This window comes from Microbacterium allomyrinae, from assembly GCF_020682705.1.
In the GTDB taxonomy this organism is placed as follows: Bacteria; Actinomycetota; Actinomycetes; order Actinomycetales; family Microbacteriaceae; genus Microbacterium; species Microbacterium allomyrinae.
Map to the genome: position 1 here is coordinate 182,053 of NZ_JAGTTN010000003.1, position 14,520 is coordinate 196,572.

General features: G+C 71.1%; 10 protein-coding genes. 7 read left to right on the forward strand and 3 right to left on the reverse strand.

Features of this window, described 5'->3' with window-relative positions; all coding sequences use genetic code 11:
* Positions 1 to 3: 3 nt before the first annotated feature.
* Positions 4 to 1,161, reverse strand: a complete 1,158-nt coding sequence (locus tag KEC57_RS10600; RefSeq protein WP_229384592.1) for an ABC transporter substrate-binding protein — start codon at positions 1,159 to 1,161, stop codon at positions 4 to 6.
* 130 nt (positions 1,162 to 1,291) lie between these two features.
* Positions 1,292 to 1,903: a hypothetical protein gene (locus KEC57_RS10605; protein WP_229384593.1), complete on the reverse strand. Its 612-nt coding sequence runs from the start codon at positions 1,901 to 1,903 to the stop codon at positions 1,292 to 1,294.
* 192 nt (positions 1,904 to 2,095) lie between these two features.
* Here KEC57_RS10605 and KEC57_RS10610 point away from each other — a divergent pair, with 192 nt between their 5' ends.
* The 7 genes from KEC57_RS10610 (at position 2,096) to KEC57_RS10640 (ending at position 13,301) form a co-directional block, all read left to right on the forward strand.
* Entirely contained in the window at positions 2,096 to 4,606 is a 2,511-nt protein-coding gene (locus tag KEC57_RS10610) for an FtsW/RodA/SpoVE family cell cycle protein (protein WP_229384594.1), read from the forward strand.
* Position 4,607: 1 nt separating this feature from the next.
* Positions 4,608 to 5,564 (forward strand): hypothetical protein, encoded by a 957-nt coding sequence (locus KEC57_RS10615; protein ID WP_229384595.1) that lies wholly within the window; start codon positions 4,608 to 4,610, stop codon positions 5,562 to 5,564.
* Positions 5,561 to 6,325: a PP2C family protein-serine/threonine phosphatase gene (locus KEC57_RS10620; RefSeq protein ID WP_229384596.1), complete on the forward strand. Its 765-nt coding sequence runs from the start codon at positions 5,561 to 5,563 to the stop codon at positions 6,323 to 6,325. The genes KEC57_RS10615 and KEC57_RS10620 overlap by 4 nt, the downstream gene beginning before the upstream one ends.
* A complete protein-coding gene (locus KEC57_RS10625; RefSeq protein ID WP_229384597.1) occupies positions 6,322 to 10,332 on the forward strand; it encodes a serine/threonine-protein kinase in 4,011 nt (1,336 codons plus the stop codon). The genes KEC57_RS10620 and KEC57_RS10625 overlap by 4 nt, the downstream gene beginning before the upstream one ends.
* 84 nt (positions 10,333 to 10,416) lie before the next feature.
* Positions 10,417 to 11,508 (forward strand): FHA domain-containing protein, encoded by a 1,092-nt coding sequence (locus KEC57_RS10630; RefSeq protein ID WP_229384598.1) that lies wholly within the window; start codon positions 10,417 to 10,419, stop codon positions 11,506 to 11,508.
* Positions 11,509 to 11,613: 105 nt separating this feature from the next.
* Positions 11,614 to 12,927 (forward strand): HupE/UreJ family protein, encoded by a 1,314-nt coding sequence (locus KEC57_RS19105; RefSeq protein ID WP_229384599.1) that lies wholly within the window; start codon positions 11,614 to 11,616, stop codon positions 12,925 to 12,927.
* 56 nt (positions 12,928 to 12,983) lie between these two features.
* The gene (locus KEC57_RS10640; protein ID WP_229384600.1) at positions 12,984 to 13,301 is read left to right on the forward strand and encodes an LPXTG cell wall anchor domain-containing protein; all 318 of its coding nucleotides are present in this window, start codon (positions 12,984 to 12,986) and stop codon (positions 13,299 to 13,301) included.
* Between the two features lie 80 nt (positions 13,302 to 13,381).
* Here the strand turns inward: KEC57_RS10640 and KEC57_RS10645 are convergent, their stop codons facing one another.
* Positions 13,382 to 14,470 carry a COG1470 family protein gene (locus tag KEC57_RS10645; RefSeq protein ID WP_229384601.1) on the reverse strand — a complete coding sequence of 363 codons (1,089 nt, stop codon included), beginning with the start codon at positions 14,468 to 14,470 and terminating at the stop codon, positions 13,382 to 13,384.
* Positions 14,471 to 14,520: the final 50 nt, after the last annotated feature.

Consider the following 14,520-nt stretch of genomic DNA (forward strand, 5'->3'; position numbering starts at 1 on the left):
CTCTCAACCCGCGTTCTGTGCACCATCGGGGTAGAGCGAGGGGGCGAGCTCGGCGGCGCGATCGGTGTACTCCACGACCTTGTCGAACGGGATCTGCTGGGGCTTGGTGATTCCCGACAGCAGCGGGTTCTCCGGCACGCCGTTCACGGTGGGGTTGAAGTAGGTGCCCGACGAGATCGCCTCCTGCGCGACCTGGGTGAGGAGGAACGCGGCGAACAGGCGTGCGGCGCTCGGATGCGGCGCGTTCTCGAGGACCGACGTCCACACCGAGTTCGCCCGGGTGACGTCGCTGTCGATGAAGTCGAGCGGCTGACCCTGGGCCTTGAGCGTGAACGAGAGCACCGCCGGGCCGAACAGACTCAGGTCGTACTCGCCAGAAGCGACTCCGCCGGCGTAGGTCGACTGGTTGTTGGTCACCGCACCGTTGGCGGCGACGGCGGCGAACGCGTCTCGATCGAACTCCTCGACGCCCTCGTCTTCGAGATAGAGCGCGAGCGCGATCGCTCCCTGCACCTGGCTCTGGCCTGGCCCGAGTACCCGGAACCGGCCCTTCCACTCCGGCTCGGCGAGCTCTTCGAGGGTCGTCGGCACGGATTCGGCGCTGAGCTCCGACGTGTTGAAGGTCAGGCCCGTGTATCCCTGCGAGACCTCGTAGGCCTGACCCTCGGGATCGCGGAAGTTCTCCTGGTCCGACAGATCGTCGGCACCGGCCGGTATGAAGTCGGCGAGGCGGTCGTCCTGCTGCAGCTGGTAGAGCTCGGGGATGCTGCTGAGCGCGACGTCGCTGGCTCGGCTGCCGCTGCGCTCCTCTGCGGCGATCTTCTCCGCCAGCGGGGTGGAGGAGACGTCGATGGCCACCACGTCGATCTCGGGGAACGTCTCTTCGAACAGGGCCACCACCGTGCCGAATCCCTTGGCATCGGGCTGGTCGAACGCTGCGGCGTTGAGGGTGGTGACACCCACGGTGGTCTCACCGTCGCCGACCGCCGCGGCGTAGAGCTCGTCGAGCTGATCGCGCACCGCGGCGCGCTCGGCGTCCAGGCCTGCAACGGAGACGGCTGCCTCCGGCTCAGGGGTGCTCGAACACCCCGCCAGGAGCGACAGAGCGAGACCGCCGGCGGCGGTGAGGCAGAGCAGACGAGAGGGCGCGCGGAGAGGCATGGAGGCTCCTGGTTCGGGGTGTTCGCGAGAGACAGCGAAATAGTAATACGCCCGTTCAAGGAACTCGGGTCGAGCCCCGACTCTTTTCGCAACACGGTCTCGCTCGCGGGGTGAGCGGGGCGCGGATCGCCTACGGGGCGGGGACCGGCGTCGCGGCGGAGCATTCCGGCGTGAGGGCCTGAACGCTTCCCGCGCCGTAGTTGCGGGCACCGCTGTCGGCGCGGAGCACGAACCACACCCGGTAGGTGGGCGAGCCGCAGACGACGTCTTCGGCGAGGGTCACCTCGAACGTGAACTCCAGGCTCGATCCGACCGCGAGGTCGCCGACGGGCAGCCCGCCGTCGCTGTCGAGCGCGGCGCGCTCCTGGGCATCCACCGGGTGCTCGACGCCGGACTCGACGAGCCGGACCTCGCTCACGCGCCCGATGTCACTCGAGTCGGAGAGCACCAGGTGGGTGTCCTCGAGAGGCTCGGACGTCGTGACGGATGCCGTGAACCGCACCGAAGCGCCGGGATCGGCCGTCGTGGTGGCGGCGCGGTCGACGGATCCGCTCGCGTCGTCGGGCTGCTCGACGATGAAGGCGATCTCTTCGGCGTACGGCACGATGGCCTCGCCCCACGCGGCGGCCGACGACGGCACGGGCACCTCCTGCGGCGCCGCGGTGCAGGAGGGGAGCAGTGCCGCCGCCCCGACCGCCCCGGTCAGTGCCGCGATCATCCGTCCGATCGTCGTCGCGCGCATCTCGCCTCCCGATCTCACTATGCCGTGCTCGCCCCGGTGCCGGCGCACGGCGTGCGCGCGCGCCGGGGAGGGCCGTGGTGCGATGACCGCATGACCATGATCACCTCACCTCGCCGCTCGGTTCGTCCCCGGGCCGGCTCGCGGCGAGTCGCGGGTCAGCGGCGCTCCCCCCATCCGCTGCGACACGGTGCCGTGCCTGCGCTCTGGCCCGCGGTGGCCGCGCTCGTCGTCGTCGCGACGATCGGCGCCGGCATCGCCATGCACTTCGAGGCGGCCTCCGCGACCGTCACCGCCGGGTTCGCCGGGGCTCTGGGAGTGATCGCCGGCGTCTCGCTGCGTGCACGGCTCCGCCGCGCGAGCCGGGGCATGCTCTTCTCGGTCGGCGCCGCGCTCGGCGCAGCGTCGATCCTCCTGCGCGCCGCGCCGTGGCTCGCCGGCAGCGTGAACACCGTCTCGATCGGAGGATGGACGCTCGTCGTGGGCGAGATCGCGATGGTGCTCGCGATCCTCGGCATCGGCGTGATGATGTCCGCGCTCGGCGGCACCGATGCGGCCACGGCGGGGCTCGCGCCGGTGAAGCGCGCCGGCGTGCGGGTGGTCGCGGTGCTCATCTCGCTGGTGCCCCTCGTCCCGTTCGCGCTGGCGAGCGTGCGCGACCTCGGGCCTCTCGTGGTCATGCTGATCGCCGTGATCGTCATGGCCGCTCGCGCCCTGCGGTCGCGGTTCGTCGTGGTCGTCTGCATGGTCGGGCTGGCCTGGGCGCTCGTGGTCGCACTCGCGGCCGTGCCGGTCGCGCGCAACCGTCTGCTCGACACGATCGACGGCGGCTACCAGCTCGACATCGCCCGGCTGGCGCTCGGGCATGGCGGATTCGTCTGGGCCGGCGGAATCGGATCGAACGGCTTCGCCGAGTCCATCCCCGTCGCCGCCTCCGACTATCTCCTGGCCTACACGGCGGGTGCCATCGGGCTGCTCCCGGCCCTCGCCATCCTGTCGCTGACCTTCTTCGCCCTCCGCCGTCTGGCGCGCCGCCTCGTGGGTGCCGACGATCCGGGCGCCATCGCAGGGCTGGGCGCGATCTCGGCGCTCGCCATCCAGCTCGCGTGGGCCGGGGGCGGGTCCTTCGGCGCCGCGCCTCTCACGGGCCTCGCGCCCCCGGTGCTTGCCGTCGCCGGCAGCTCATGGCTGGCGTGGGGGCTGGCGCTGGGCGTCGTCATCGCAACGCCTCGGCGGTCGCGCCCCACCGGCGCCGCAGAATATGCATCCGCAGATCGCGTCGGCCGTGCCGTCGCGTCGGGGATCACCGCGCTCGCGATCGTGACGGTCACCGCGATGCTCGTGGTGGGCTCGACCCACCTGTTCGCACCCGACCCGCGGGGAACCCGCACCGGATACGCGACACTCCTCGAACGCGGACGCGTTCTCTCGGCCGACGGCGCAGTGATGGCGGAAACGGATGCCGACGGTCATCGTCGATGGCCGCTCGGCGGCGAAGGAGTCGAGATCGTCGGCGCGCTCTTCCCCGGGATGAACCAGTACGGCATCGAGCAGGCCGCTTCGGCGTGGCTGGTCTGCGGAGACAGGTCCCCGCAGACGCTGCTGCGCGGAATCCTCGGACCCCGCTGCCGCCCGGCGGACGTCGTGACGACGATCGATGCCGGCCTGCAGCACGTCGTCGCGCAAGCCCTCGCGCCCTACCCCGGTGCGTCCGCCGTCGTCGTGGACGGGGCATCCCTCGACCTGCTGGCCGGCATGAGCGTCACCGAGCGACCCGATCCCGAGCTGCTGGCGACAGGCGTGCTCGCCGCGGACGAGTTCGCGCCCACGGTGGCCGGGAGTCCCCTGCGCGCAGCGGTGCGGGAGGACGTCGTCGTTCCGGGGTCGTTGTTCAAGGTGCCGGTCCTCGCCGCCGCCGCGCACCTCGGCGTGACGACAGCGCCAGAGGCCGACGAGAAGTCGTTCGCCGGCGTCACCAACGCGTGGGGCGGCGCGTGTGCCGACACCACCGCGCAGGCGGCGATCGCCGCCTCGTGCAACACCGTCACCGCGGCGATCATGCTGCAGGTCGGTCCTCGCCGGATCTCCTCCGCCCTGACGGAACTGTTCGGGATGGATGCCGTGGCCCCCGCGCCCTCGTACGGGACGACCGGCCTCGTCGGGGCGGACCTCACGACCGAACAGCTGGCGCGGACGGCGATCGGGCTGGAGAGCGTCCGGATGACGCTCCCCGATCTCGCGGCCGTCTTCGCGCACGCTCTCGGACTCGATGCCGAGGCCGTGGGGCCGGGGATGCTCGCGTCGGTCTGCCAGGCGGATGGCCGCGAGGACGCGATCCCACGGCAGCCGGCACCGGTCGGCTCGCCCCTGTCACCGGCCGCGTCCGCGGTGGTGCGTGAGGGCATGGCGAACGCGGTCGCCTTCGGATCGGCCCGGAGCATCCGAGACGCCCCGGGCCTTGCCGGTCACGACGTCCTCGCCAAGACGGGCACCCCGGATCGCGTCGTCGACGGCATCCGCGTGCTCGACTCGCTCGCCGTCGTCGTCATCGACGACATCGTCATCGTCGTCCGGATCGCGGGGACCGCCGACCGTGCGGCGTCGCCCGCGCTCGCGCCCGCCGCCGTCATCGCGGCCGAGGCAGGTGAGATCGCCGTGCAGACCGGCGGTAGCATCACAACTGAGTCCGTCTGCCTGGGGGAGTGACATGACAGACATCGACACGACGCAGGGGCTGCCGGTGGGGTGGACGATCGCCCGCGTCGAGGTGACCGCCGTCCGGTTCGCGGACTCTCAGCCGCTCGAATCGCGCCGCCTCGCGCAGATCTACCAGCGATCGTCGGCCTGGTGGGGAGCGCCCCCGCCCCCCGAACAGGATGACGAGGCCCTCGGCCAGCGCCTCGCGTGGGACGAGCGGGACTTCCCCGGCGTGCCGATCGAGCAGGTCAGCCATTCGCTGCTCCGCCTGGATGTCCTCGACGATCACGTCGACGTGACGGCGCGGGTGAGGCCCGACGGCGCATTCCGCTTCATGCACAACGGGGCATTCCGGCTGCGCCCGACTCGCACGGATCCGTCGAGGTGGACGTGCCGGCTGGATTTCGTCACGAGCGGCGCCGAGTACATCGACGTGGAGCACGTGACGAGTGCGCGATCCCTGCGTCTTCTCGTGCGGATCTCCGGCATCGATCCTCTTCCCCCCGCCCTCACGAACCCCGTGCCGGCGACGGTTCTCGATGAGGCACGCAGTCTGGTGCGCGAGCACTGGTGGCGGGATGGCGTGGGGCGCACGAAGGAGCAGCTCAAAGTACTCCCCGCGATCGCCGCGTGGCTCCAGGCGCATCCGCACACGAGCATCGACGACGACGCGGTCACGGACGTTCGCAGAGCCCTCGCCACCACGCACAAGCGCCCGTTCGACCCCCTTCGCAATGCGTGCAACAAGCTGTACTTCCGCAGCGACGAGCCCTGGATGCGCGCGCTGCGCGTGCTGGGCCTCGAGCCGTATCTGGTGGCACCCGAGGAGAGCGCGCCGGGGCGCGTCATCCACCAGACCAACGCGCAGCCGCTGGAACTGCTGCCGGTCCTGCGGCAGCTCATCGCGTGCGGGGTCCTCCGGCCGGGAGTCGAGTTCCCCGTCGAGACCTCCGAGATGACGCGATGACCGCGCCCTGGGGAGCGAGCGACGGCGGCGATCGTGCCGACAATCAGGATCGGTGGGATGCCGCTGTCACGAAGAACCGTCGCGCGCAGTTCGCCATCGTCGCCGACGGTATGGGCGGCAGGCCCGATGGTGCGCGCTGCGCCGCCTCGGCCGTCGAGGCCGCCGCGTCGTATCTCGCGCTGGCCGGCCACAAGCGCAACCGCATCGCCGCCGCGGACTACGCCATGCGGCTGCCGTCGTACGTACAGCGACACCTCGCCCAGGCGCGCGCCGACGGATCGCTGCATCCCGAATCCGCCGCCACCTTCGCGGCCGCGCTCGTCGTCGGCGACATCGCGTGGCTGATCACGGTCGGAGACTGCCGGTGCATCGTCGTGCGCAACGGCGACGTCGTGGAAGCCACGGTGCCGCACAATCGTCTCGCCACGGCTCTGCGCGACGGTGAGATCGTCCCGGATCAACGGGACCGCCGTGACCTCGGCAGCGCCGTCACGCGCTGGATCACTCCCGCTGCTCGACTCGCGTCTCGCACGACCGTGATCGCCGTGCCGCTGGAGACGAACGATCAGATCGCCGTCGTCTCGGACGGAGTCGGCGAAGTCGCCGGCCCGGCGCTCGTCGCCCGCATGCTGGATGATCTCCGCACCGCCGGCGAAGAGGCTGCCGCGCGCGAACTGGTGTCGTACGCGCGGCGCACCTCCGCACCCGTCGCCGACAACTGCACCGCCGTCGTGCTCCGCGTCGAGAGCGTCATCCCGTGATCACGCCCGTGGAGGTCACCGGCGGACGATGCGGCACGGCCATCGTCGACATTGATCGGAGCACGAGGCTCGCGGACGCCACCGCCGTCTACGCCGCGACGCTCACGGCTCTGGACGGGACCCAGCGCCTGATCGCGGTCAAGGCCGACGAAGGCCCGCAGCGCGGAAACCGCATCTGGGTGGAGCGCGCGGCCTACAAGGGTCTCCCGACGAGCGTGCTGGCGGAACGGACGCTGACCTACTACGGCGAGGGCAAGGCCGACTGGGGCGGGGGGACGAGCATGGACATCGTCGCGCTCGAGCGCGCGCGCGGCGCCCTGCACCAGTTCTATCCCGCGCCCGATCGCATCAGAGTGGCGCTCGCGGTGACGGCGCTGCGCGAGAGCGTCGAGTTCCTCATCGAGCTGAGCGCCCTGCGCACTCGAGGCGGTGGCGAAGGACTGCCGTATGCGCACCGCGACATCAAGCCGGCCAATTGGTTCCTCGTCGAACGCGACGGCGAGCTGCGGGTCGTCCTCGGGGACTTCGGTTTCGCCCGGCTCCCCGGCAGCGACGGGGACTACGTCGCGGAGGGCGTCCTCGCGCCCGAGCAGCGCAAGGTGCGCGGCCGCCGTCCGACATTGCCGACGGTGCGAACGGATCTGTGGGGTGCGGGCCTGGCGGCGTGGATCCTGCTGCACGGGGGAAGCACACCGTACGTCGACGGCGATGCCGGCAGATGGGAGACGGAGGGGATCGATCCGCACGGCGAGAGCGTGAGACTCGAACTGAGCCCGCCGTCGCCCGCCGATCAGAAGCGGGTGCCCGCAGGCGAGCAGGCACGACAGGCGCTCGCCCACAGCGTGGCGCTGCTGACCGCGACGGACGGCGACGATCGGCTGGTGCGGGCGCGCGAACTGCTCCCCCGGCTCCAGGCGCTGGCAGACGAGATCGGTCCGCTGGATGCGAGCGAACTCGAGGAGTATCTGCGCCGAACGGATCCTGCACCCGCGGCGCCGTTGCCTCCGTCCTTGCGGACGCTGATCGGGCTCGCCCCCGCGGCAGACGCCGCTCGTGCGCCCGCGACGCCGACGACACCGCCTCGTCGACGGCCTCGCGCACTCGCCGGCGGTGTGAAGAGAGCGGTCGGCGCTGCGGCGCGCGGCGCCCGCCGAGGGCTCGCGCTGCTGCGGGGGCTCCCCCTCGCGCTCGCCGTCGTCGCCACCGTGTCAGGCGCCGCGCTGGTGCTCGGCTGGCTGCAGCTCATGCCGATCCCGGATGCGGCGGTCGACACGCTGCAGCAATGGATCGCGGCGGGCCTGCTCGGCGGCATCGGAGTGGTGCTCCTGGTCGTGAGCATCATCGCGCGCGCCGCCACCCCGGCAGATGACCGAACCCCCGCTCCGTGGGTCTGGCCGATGATCACCGGTCTGCTCACCGGCGCGTGCCTGGCCGCGCTCACGACCTGGGGGATGGGATTCCCCGTGACACTCAGCGGGGCAGCGGTCTGGGCCGGCGCGGGGCTCGCGGCAGCGGGGATCCACTCCCGCCTCGCCCGCTTCCTCGCCACACGCCGTCGTCAGAGCGCGCGGCCTGCACTCTTCGCCGCCGTCGCCGCGGCGGTCATCGCCGCGATCGCGGCGGCCTCGCTGCTTCTCCCCATCGCCACCCCGGTCGCCGCGGCCGTGTCGTCGCACGTGGCAGAGACGACGGCGACCGCGCTGGTCCCCGGCATCCCGTCCGACAAGCCCGTCTTCATCAACCCGCACGCGATCGCGGTGAACGCGCGAGGCGATGTCGCCATCGTCGATCGGGTCGGCATCAACCGCGACGTGGTGTGGATCGTCCCCGAGTCACGGGCGGCCGTGCCCTACGCGGTGCTGCGGACTCTGAGCTGGGCAGGCGGGGCGCGCACCAACGCGCTCTCGGACGTTCCCGAACCCGCACTGGACTCGACGCAGAGCACCCTGGTGCAGTGGGCGCACGGATCGGATCCCGCTGTCCGCAGCGTCGACGCACTCGACTTCGTCGACGACGACACGCTCGTCCTGATCGGCATCGACGGCGTGACGCTGCTCGACTTCGCCCGTCAGCCGGACGGTTCCGTCGCGTCGACGACGACGCTGCTCACCGACGAGGTCCGCACCGGCGAGGGGCCGGGACGCGACGGTCAGATCCTGGTGATCGACGACGTCGCCTACGTCACGGGTGTGACGACGCAGATCGCGCCCGACGGCGGGGAACAGCCCACCGAACAGGCCTGCGAGTACACCGGCGAGATCGAACCGGAGGTGTGGGAGATCTCACTGACGGCCCCCTCGACGGTGGATCCGATGCTTCGCGTGCGAGATGACGGGACGACCTGCGCGGACGACGTCGCAACGATCTACCGCGAGGACGGAGAGCTGCGTCAGGTCGCCACGCGCCCCACCGCGGAGGGGACCGTCTACATCAGCGTCAACGAGGAGGGACCCGACGCGGACGCGCGCGTCATCGACCCGGTGGCCCCCGGCGCGTACATGCGCGACGCGGTGTCCGACGGCACCCGCCTGCTGGTCAACGAGAGCTTCTGCGTCTATCCGCTGGCCGCCGACGGAACCCGCCCCGCTGAGCCGGCCGTCCAGGTGCGCACGGTGCAAGACGCGGAGTGGCCGTGCGCAGACACGGCGCTGGCCGACGCCCCCGAAGAGGACGTCTGCGTCGACAAGGCCGGGCGCTCGCCGTTGATCACGGGTGTGGGGTACTGGCAGCCGCTCGCCCAGGGCGGGCCGGACGGCGCGATCTACACGGCGGCGCCGGTCGCGGCATCCTGCACGGCGTCGATCCTCAAGCTCGCCCCCGACAGCGACCAGTGGGTCGCCATCGGCGATGTCGATGTGCAGTCGCCCCAGGTCCACGACTACTCCCTCGGCGACACGGCGATCATGAGCGCCACCCGCCCCGACTTCCTCAACGGCAGCGTGGTCTGGTACGCGCCCTCTCTCGGTCGGATCAAGTCGGGTCCCACCGGCACCGAGACATCCGGCCTGTGGGAGTTCAACACGCTGGAGAACCGCCCCTACGAGGTCATCATCGATGGCGATCTGGCTGCCGAGGGCGAGCAGCCGGCCGTCACGTCGATCCGCTACGAGATGGGCACGGACTCGGACGGGGTCAGCCTGCTCGCTGTCAGCGGCTACCGCGGCGGCGACTACGTGTCGGTGAGGATTCCGATCGAAGGCCTCACCGACATCGAGTTCGCCGATCAGAAGCTGTTCTACGCGCGCTGCGGGCAGATCGCGAGCTTCGAGGCGCGTGCACTGTCGCTCCTGCTTCGCGCCCAGGGAGTCCCCGGTGGCGAGCGACCGACGGTGACGCTCACCACCGATGCGAACACCGCAACCGGGCTGACCCTCTTCACCGAGGTGTCGGTGGGCGATCCCGAAGCCGCCCCGCCGTGCGCCACTCCCGAGCGCGGCCCGATCGCGGCGGAGGACCGCGTCGTGGGCGCCGACGTCGACATCGCGCCGATCGCCTTCGAGGTGGAGGGCACGGGGGACGACGGCTACCGCTTCCTGTTCGCCGAGGCATCGGTCTTCGGCGACGAGCGGGTGAGCCGCGTGCGGCTGGCCGACACGGTCGCCAACGCCATCGCCACCGTCGGCTACGACCCCGAGGATCCGCGCCATCGCGACGAGGTGAACGAGGCGACGGGCGACCTCCTCGCCGGCGACCTGCTGCGACGAGGGCTCGTCGCCACCGACGTCGCCCTGCGTGACGACGGCACGGTCGCGCTCTCGACGGCGACGGCTCGTGGCACCGGTCCGCTGCTGCTCATCGTGAACAACCGGACCATCACGCTGGATGCCGGCGACCGCGAGGTCACCGGCGTCGGCTGGGCGGAGGACGAGCTCGTCATCACCGACGGAGCGCGCGGCGACGTCGTGCTGCTGGATGTCACCGATGCCCTCGCCCAGGTCGCGCCGCCCATCGTCAACCTCTTCGCGTGGGTGCCGATCTCTCCGGCGCACACCGTGCGCGCGCCCTAGGACCGCGGTCGTCACACTCATTCTCAGCGGCGGTCTCGTCGCAGGCGACGAGGGATCGTCGTCCCAGAGAAGGAGAGGAACGCCATGATGGCGACGGCGGAGAGCCTCGATCAGGGGCTGGGGGCGGCGAGCGCGGTGCTCGCCGTCGTGTTCGTGCTGGTGCTGGGGATCGGGGCGGTGATGTTCGCGCGATCGCGGGCCGGGCGGGCGATCGTGGATCGGATGCGGCTGCGGTGGGCGGCGTCGCGCCTGGGCGGGATGCTCGGGGTATCGGCCCCCGGCGAAGGAGCGCGATTCGCGGCCGAGGTGCGCGACTCGACCGAGGGCGAGGTGAAGACCAATGTCATGCTGAGCCTCGATCACGAGATCACTCCGTCGGGAAGCCTGGCGGTGCTGGTGCCGCACGATCTGAGCGGATGGGTGGCCTCCAACACGCAGCTTGCCGAGGGCATCGTGCGTGCCGCTGCGGATGCCGCGGCGGTCGAGGCCGTCGTGGCGGTCAATGCGGCGCGCTTCACGCGGACGGGCTCTCACCACGCCGACGATGTGCGCGCTCAGGCCCGCAAGCGCGGATCGATCCTCCACGTGGACGGCGTCGCCCTCTACGTCGGCGACGTGGATGCCGTCGTGATCGCGATCGGACAGTCGGCGAAGGCGGCGGCGGCGAACGCGCTGAGGCTGGTGGGCCACGAGGGGCCGGCCCAGCTGCTGCCGAGCGCATCGAGCGCCCCGCGCTCCGCCGCTGCGCCCGTCGCCGCGGAGATGTCGGCCGTGTCGACCTCCGCGGCGTCGACGCGTTCCGCGCGGTCGGCAGGCTCGCAGCCGGCGGAGACACGCAGTGCCGGGCCGCTCGCCAAGGTGACGTTCATGAGCGAAACGGGCGTCGACACGGTCGAGGTGACGACGGTGGACCAGGTGACGATCGGGCGCAGCCGGGACTGCGACCTCGTCATCGTCGGCGATCTCAGCGTCTCGGCGCAGCACGCGAGCGTGGTGCTGCTGCCCGGCGGCGACTGCGCGGAACTCGTCGCCCATGGCCGGACGGGCACCTGGACGGTCGACGGCAACGGCGCGTCGAAGCACCTGGGCCGCGGGGCTTCGACGGTGGTGAAGCTTCCCGCGATCGTCACGCTGGGCGATGCGCGCGCGTCCACCGTCCAGATCAGCGCGATGTGATCGCGCGTCGCGGCGAGGCCGTTCGGCTCATGGAGCCGGACGGCCTTCCCCGTCTCTTGGCCGCCGGTTCCCCTTCCGTTTGCCAAACGGCACTATCGTCCCTTCGTGCTCTCCGTCCTCCCCCGCCTCACCCGGCCACTCCTGATCGCCCTCGTCGTCGTCTTCGCCTCGATCCTGGTGCTCGTACCGGTGCAGGGCGCCTCTGCTCATCCGGCGGGAACGACGGGCGTGTTCGTGACCGTGCAGGCGGATGCCGTCGACGTGGAGATGCAGATCCACAAGGCGGGATTCGTCGCCGCGACCGGCTACGACATCGAGACCGACCAGACGGAACTGGATGCGATCGCCGACAACCTGATGACGTTCATCCTCAATCGGGTGACCGTCTCGGACGACACGTCGGCCCTCGAGCCCACGGTCACCGAGGCGCCCGAGTTCACCACGGTCAACGGCGAGGACGCGATCGTCACGACGGTGCGCTTCGCCGATGGCGGGCGCGCGATCGACGGCGAGGTCGTCCTCGATTACGACTTCATCCTCGACGTCGTCCCCGCACACCAGGTGTACGTCGCGCTGGTCAGCGACTGGAACAACGGTCAGCTGGTCGAGGGCGACCCCGAGGTGGTGGGGGTGCTGGGCGGCGGCGTGACAGAGATCACGCTCGACCGCTCGGCGCTGACGCCCCTGCACGGCTTCTTCGCGGTGGTGTGGCTGGGCATGCTGCACATCGCCGAAGGAACCGACCACCTGCTGTTCCTGGCGACGCTGCTCGTGGTCGCCCCCTCGATCGCGGTGCGCGCACGCCGCGGCTACCGCTGGGAGCAGCCCATCCCGCTGAAGTCGTCGCTCATGCGAGCCCTGCTCATCATCACGTCCTTCACGGCGGGGCATCTGGTCACGCTGGCGCTGGTGTCGCTGGGAGTGATCTCCTTCCCCACCAAGCCGGTGGAGATCCTCGTCGCGGTCTCGATCGTCGTCGCGGCGATCCACGCTTTCCGGCCCATCGTGCCGCGCGGCGAACTGCTCATCGCGGGTGTCTTCGGGCTCGTGCACGGCACGGCGTTCGCCACCACCATCCTCGATCTGAATCTGGGCTTCGGCGAGAAGCTGGTGGCGATCCTGGGATTCAACATCGGTGTCGAACTCGCGCAGCTCACCGCCGCCGTGCTCGTGCTGCCGCTGCTGATCTGGCTGTCGCACTCGCGCGCCTATGCGGGGTTCCGCAACGGCGTCGCGGTCGTCGCCATCGTGGCCGCGACGGCGTGGATCGTCGGCATCGGCACCGACAACGACTCGATCCTGCAGCCCGCCTTCGACCAGATCGCGCACTTCCCGATCGCGTCCTATCTCGCGCTCGTCGCCCTGGTGGCGGGCCTCTGGTACTTCACCCGCATCCGCCGCACGCCGATCGAGGCCTGACGGGCATGTCGGAGACATCCGCGCGACGCCCGGCGCAATCGGGGCGAGGAGATCGGATGCTGCGCCGCCGCATCGGTGCCGTCGCCCTGGCCGCGGCCCTTCTCACTCCCGGCGGCACGGCGTGGGCGGCCTCCGACGATGACGCGGCGGCGCCCGCCGGGTCGATGGTGATCGCGGTCGTCGTCCCCGATCACGAGGCCTCGCCCGCCCCCTCTCCGTCTGCGTCTGCGCCGAGCGATGCGTCGCCGGGCGGGGAGCTTCCGCGCACGGGCTTCGATGCTGCCGGCCTGTGGCTCTCGCTGCTGGGCGGTCTGGCGGCTCTGGTCGCCGGTGCCGGGATCATCACGGCACGACGGCGGACCGGGCAGCGCTGAAGGTTCGTCGTCGCGAGCTCGTTCCCGATCTCGCGCAGAAGGCCCCCGTCGATCGACGGGGGCCTTCCGGGTGATCGGATCTACTCGACGCGGGCGGGCGCGATCTTCGTGCGCTCCTGCTCGAGGGCCTGGGCGACCGCCTCCTCGATCCGGGCATCCTCGCGCTTCTGGTCGTCTGCGCGCCTGCGGCCGCGACGGCGGAAGAGCAGGTAGGCGGCCGCGGCGAGCAGCGCCAGGACGATGAGGACGGTCCACGGGATCGCGGCGCCGACGGCGGTCGCGGTCACCTCCGCGATCGGCGAGGTCGATCCGGATGCGTCCACCACGAGCGGCGTGACGTTGGCGGTCGCGAACAGGGCGAGCACCGGCGGCACTCCGGGCACGGTGACGGTCTGCGTCCACGATTCGCCGGGCAGCAGTTCGGGGATCGTGTCCGAGGCCGCCACGTCGATGCCGAGCATTCCGAACGGCCCCGTCACGCGGCCTTCGGGCTGCGCCGAGATCGAGGCGTTGCCGGTGTTGTGGAGCGTGTACGTCATCGTCGCGTCGCCGCCTGCGAACGGGTTCAGGCCGCCGTTCCACGAGACCGACATGTCTTCGACGACCACCGCGGGCGCGAGTTCGCCACCGACGCGCAGATTGACGCGGATGCCGAGTCGGCGATCGACATTCACACCGGTGGACGCATCCGGAACGGCGAGGGATGTCACCACACCGCCGGCATAGTCGCCGGGAGTCGCGTTCTCCGGGATGGTGACGGTGAACGGGATGGTCGCGGTCTGACCGCCCGCGATGGTGACGGTGTCGTTCTGGGGCGCGATCCACGCGCCGACGCTGTGTGATTCCTCGCCCGCGACCAGCAGCGAGAGCTGACCGTCCTCGGAGGTGAAGCCATCCGAGGCGTAGATCTTCAAGTCGACGGGTTCGGCGCCGTGATTGGCGACGACGAGGGCGTCCGAGACGGCGCCGCCCGGGTCGACGGTGTAGGTGAAGTTCGTTCGCTCGGAACCGAGGTTGTTGGATGCCGTGCGCACGGTCCAGGTGACGTCGTCGCCTTCCGCCGCCGTCGCCGGCAGAGCTGGGACCAGGACGACGAGGACCGCGATCAACGCCGCACACAGCGCGCGGAGGCGGTGGTGCGGTCGGGGGGAGGCGGGGAGTGCGTTCACGATGGGGCTTTCGAAGAGAGGGAGAAACGGGACGGTCCGTGGGTGAGGGG

What these genes read in the sequence shown, in the direction of transcription:
- KEC57_RS10630 (WP_229384598.1), top strand. Translation starts at nt 10,417, where the DNA reads ATGATGGCGACGGCGGAGAGCCTCGATCAGGGGCTGGGGGCGGCGAGC.
- KEC57_RS10640 (WP_229384600.1), top strand. Translation starts at nt 12,984, where the DNA reads ATGCTGCGCCGCCGCATCGGTGCCGTCGCCCTGGCCGCGGCCCTTCTC.
- KEC57_RS10620 (WP_229384596.1), top strand. Translation starts at nt 5,561, where the DNA reads ATGACCGCGCCCTGGGGAGCGAGCGACGGCGGCGATCGTGCCGACAAT.
- KEC57_RS10600 (WP_229384592.1), bottom strand. Translation starts at nt 1,161, where the DNA reads ATGCCTCTCCGCGCGCCCTCTCGTCTGCTCTGCCTCACCGCCGCCGGC.
- KEC57_RS10605 (WP_229384593.1), bottom strand. Translation starts at nt 1,903, where the DNA reads ATGCGCGCGACGACGATCGGACGGATGATCGCGGCACTGACCGGGGCG.
- KEC57_RS10615 (WP_229384595.1), top strand. Translation starts at nt 4,608, where the DNA reads ATGACAGACATCGACACGACGCAGGGGCTGCCGGTGGGGTGGACGATC.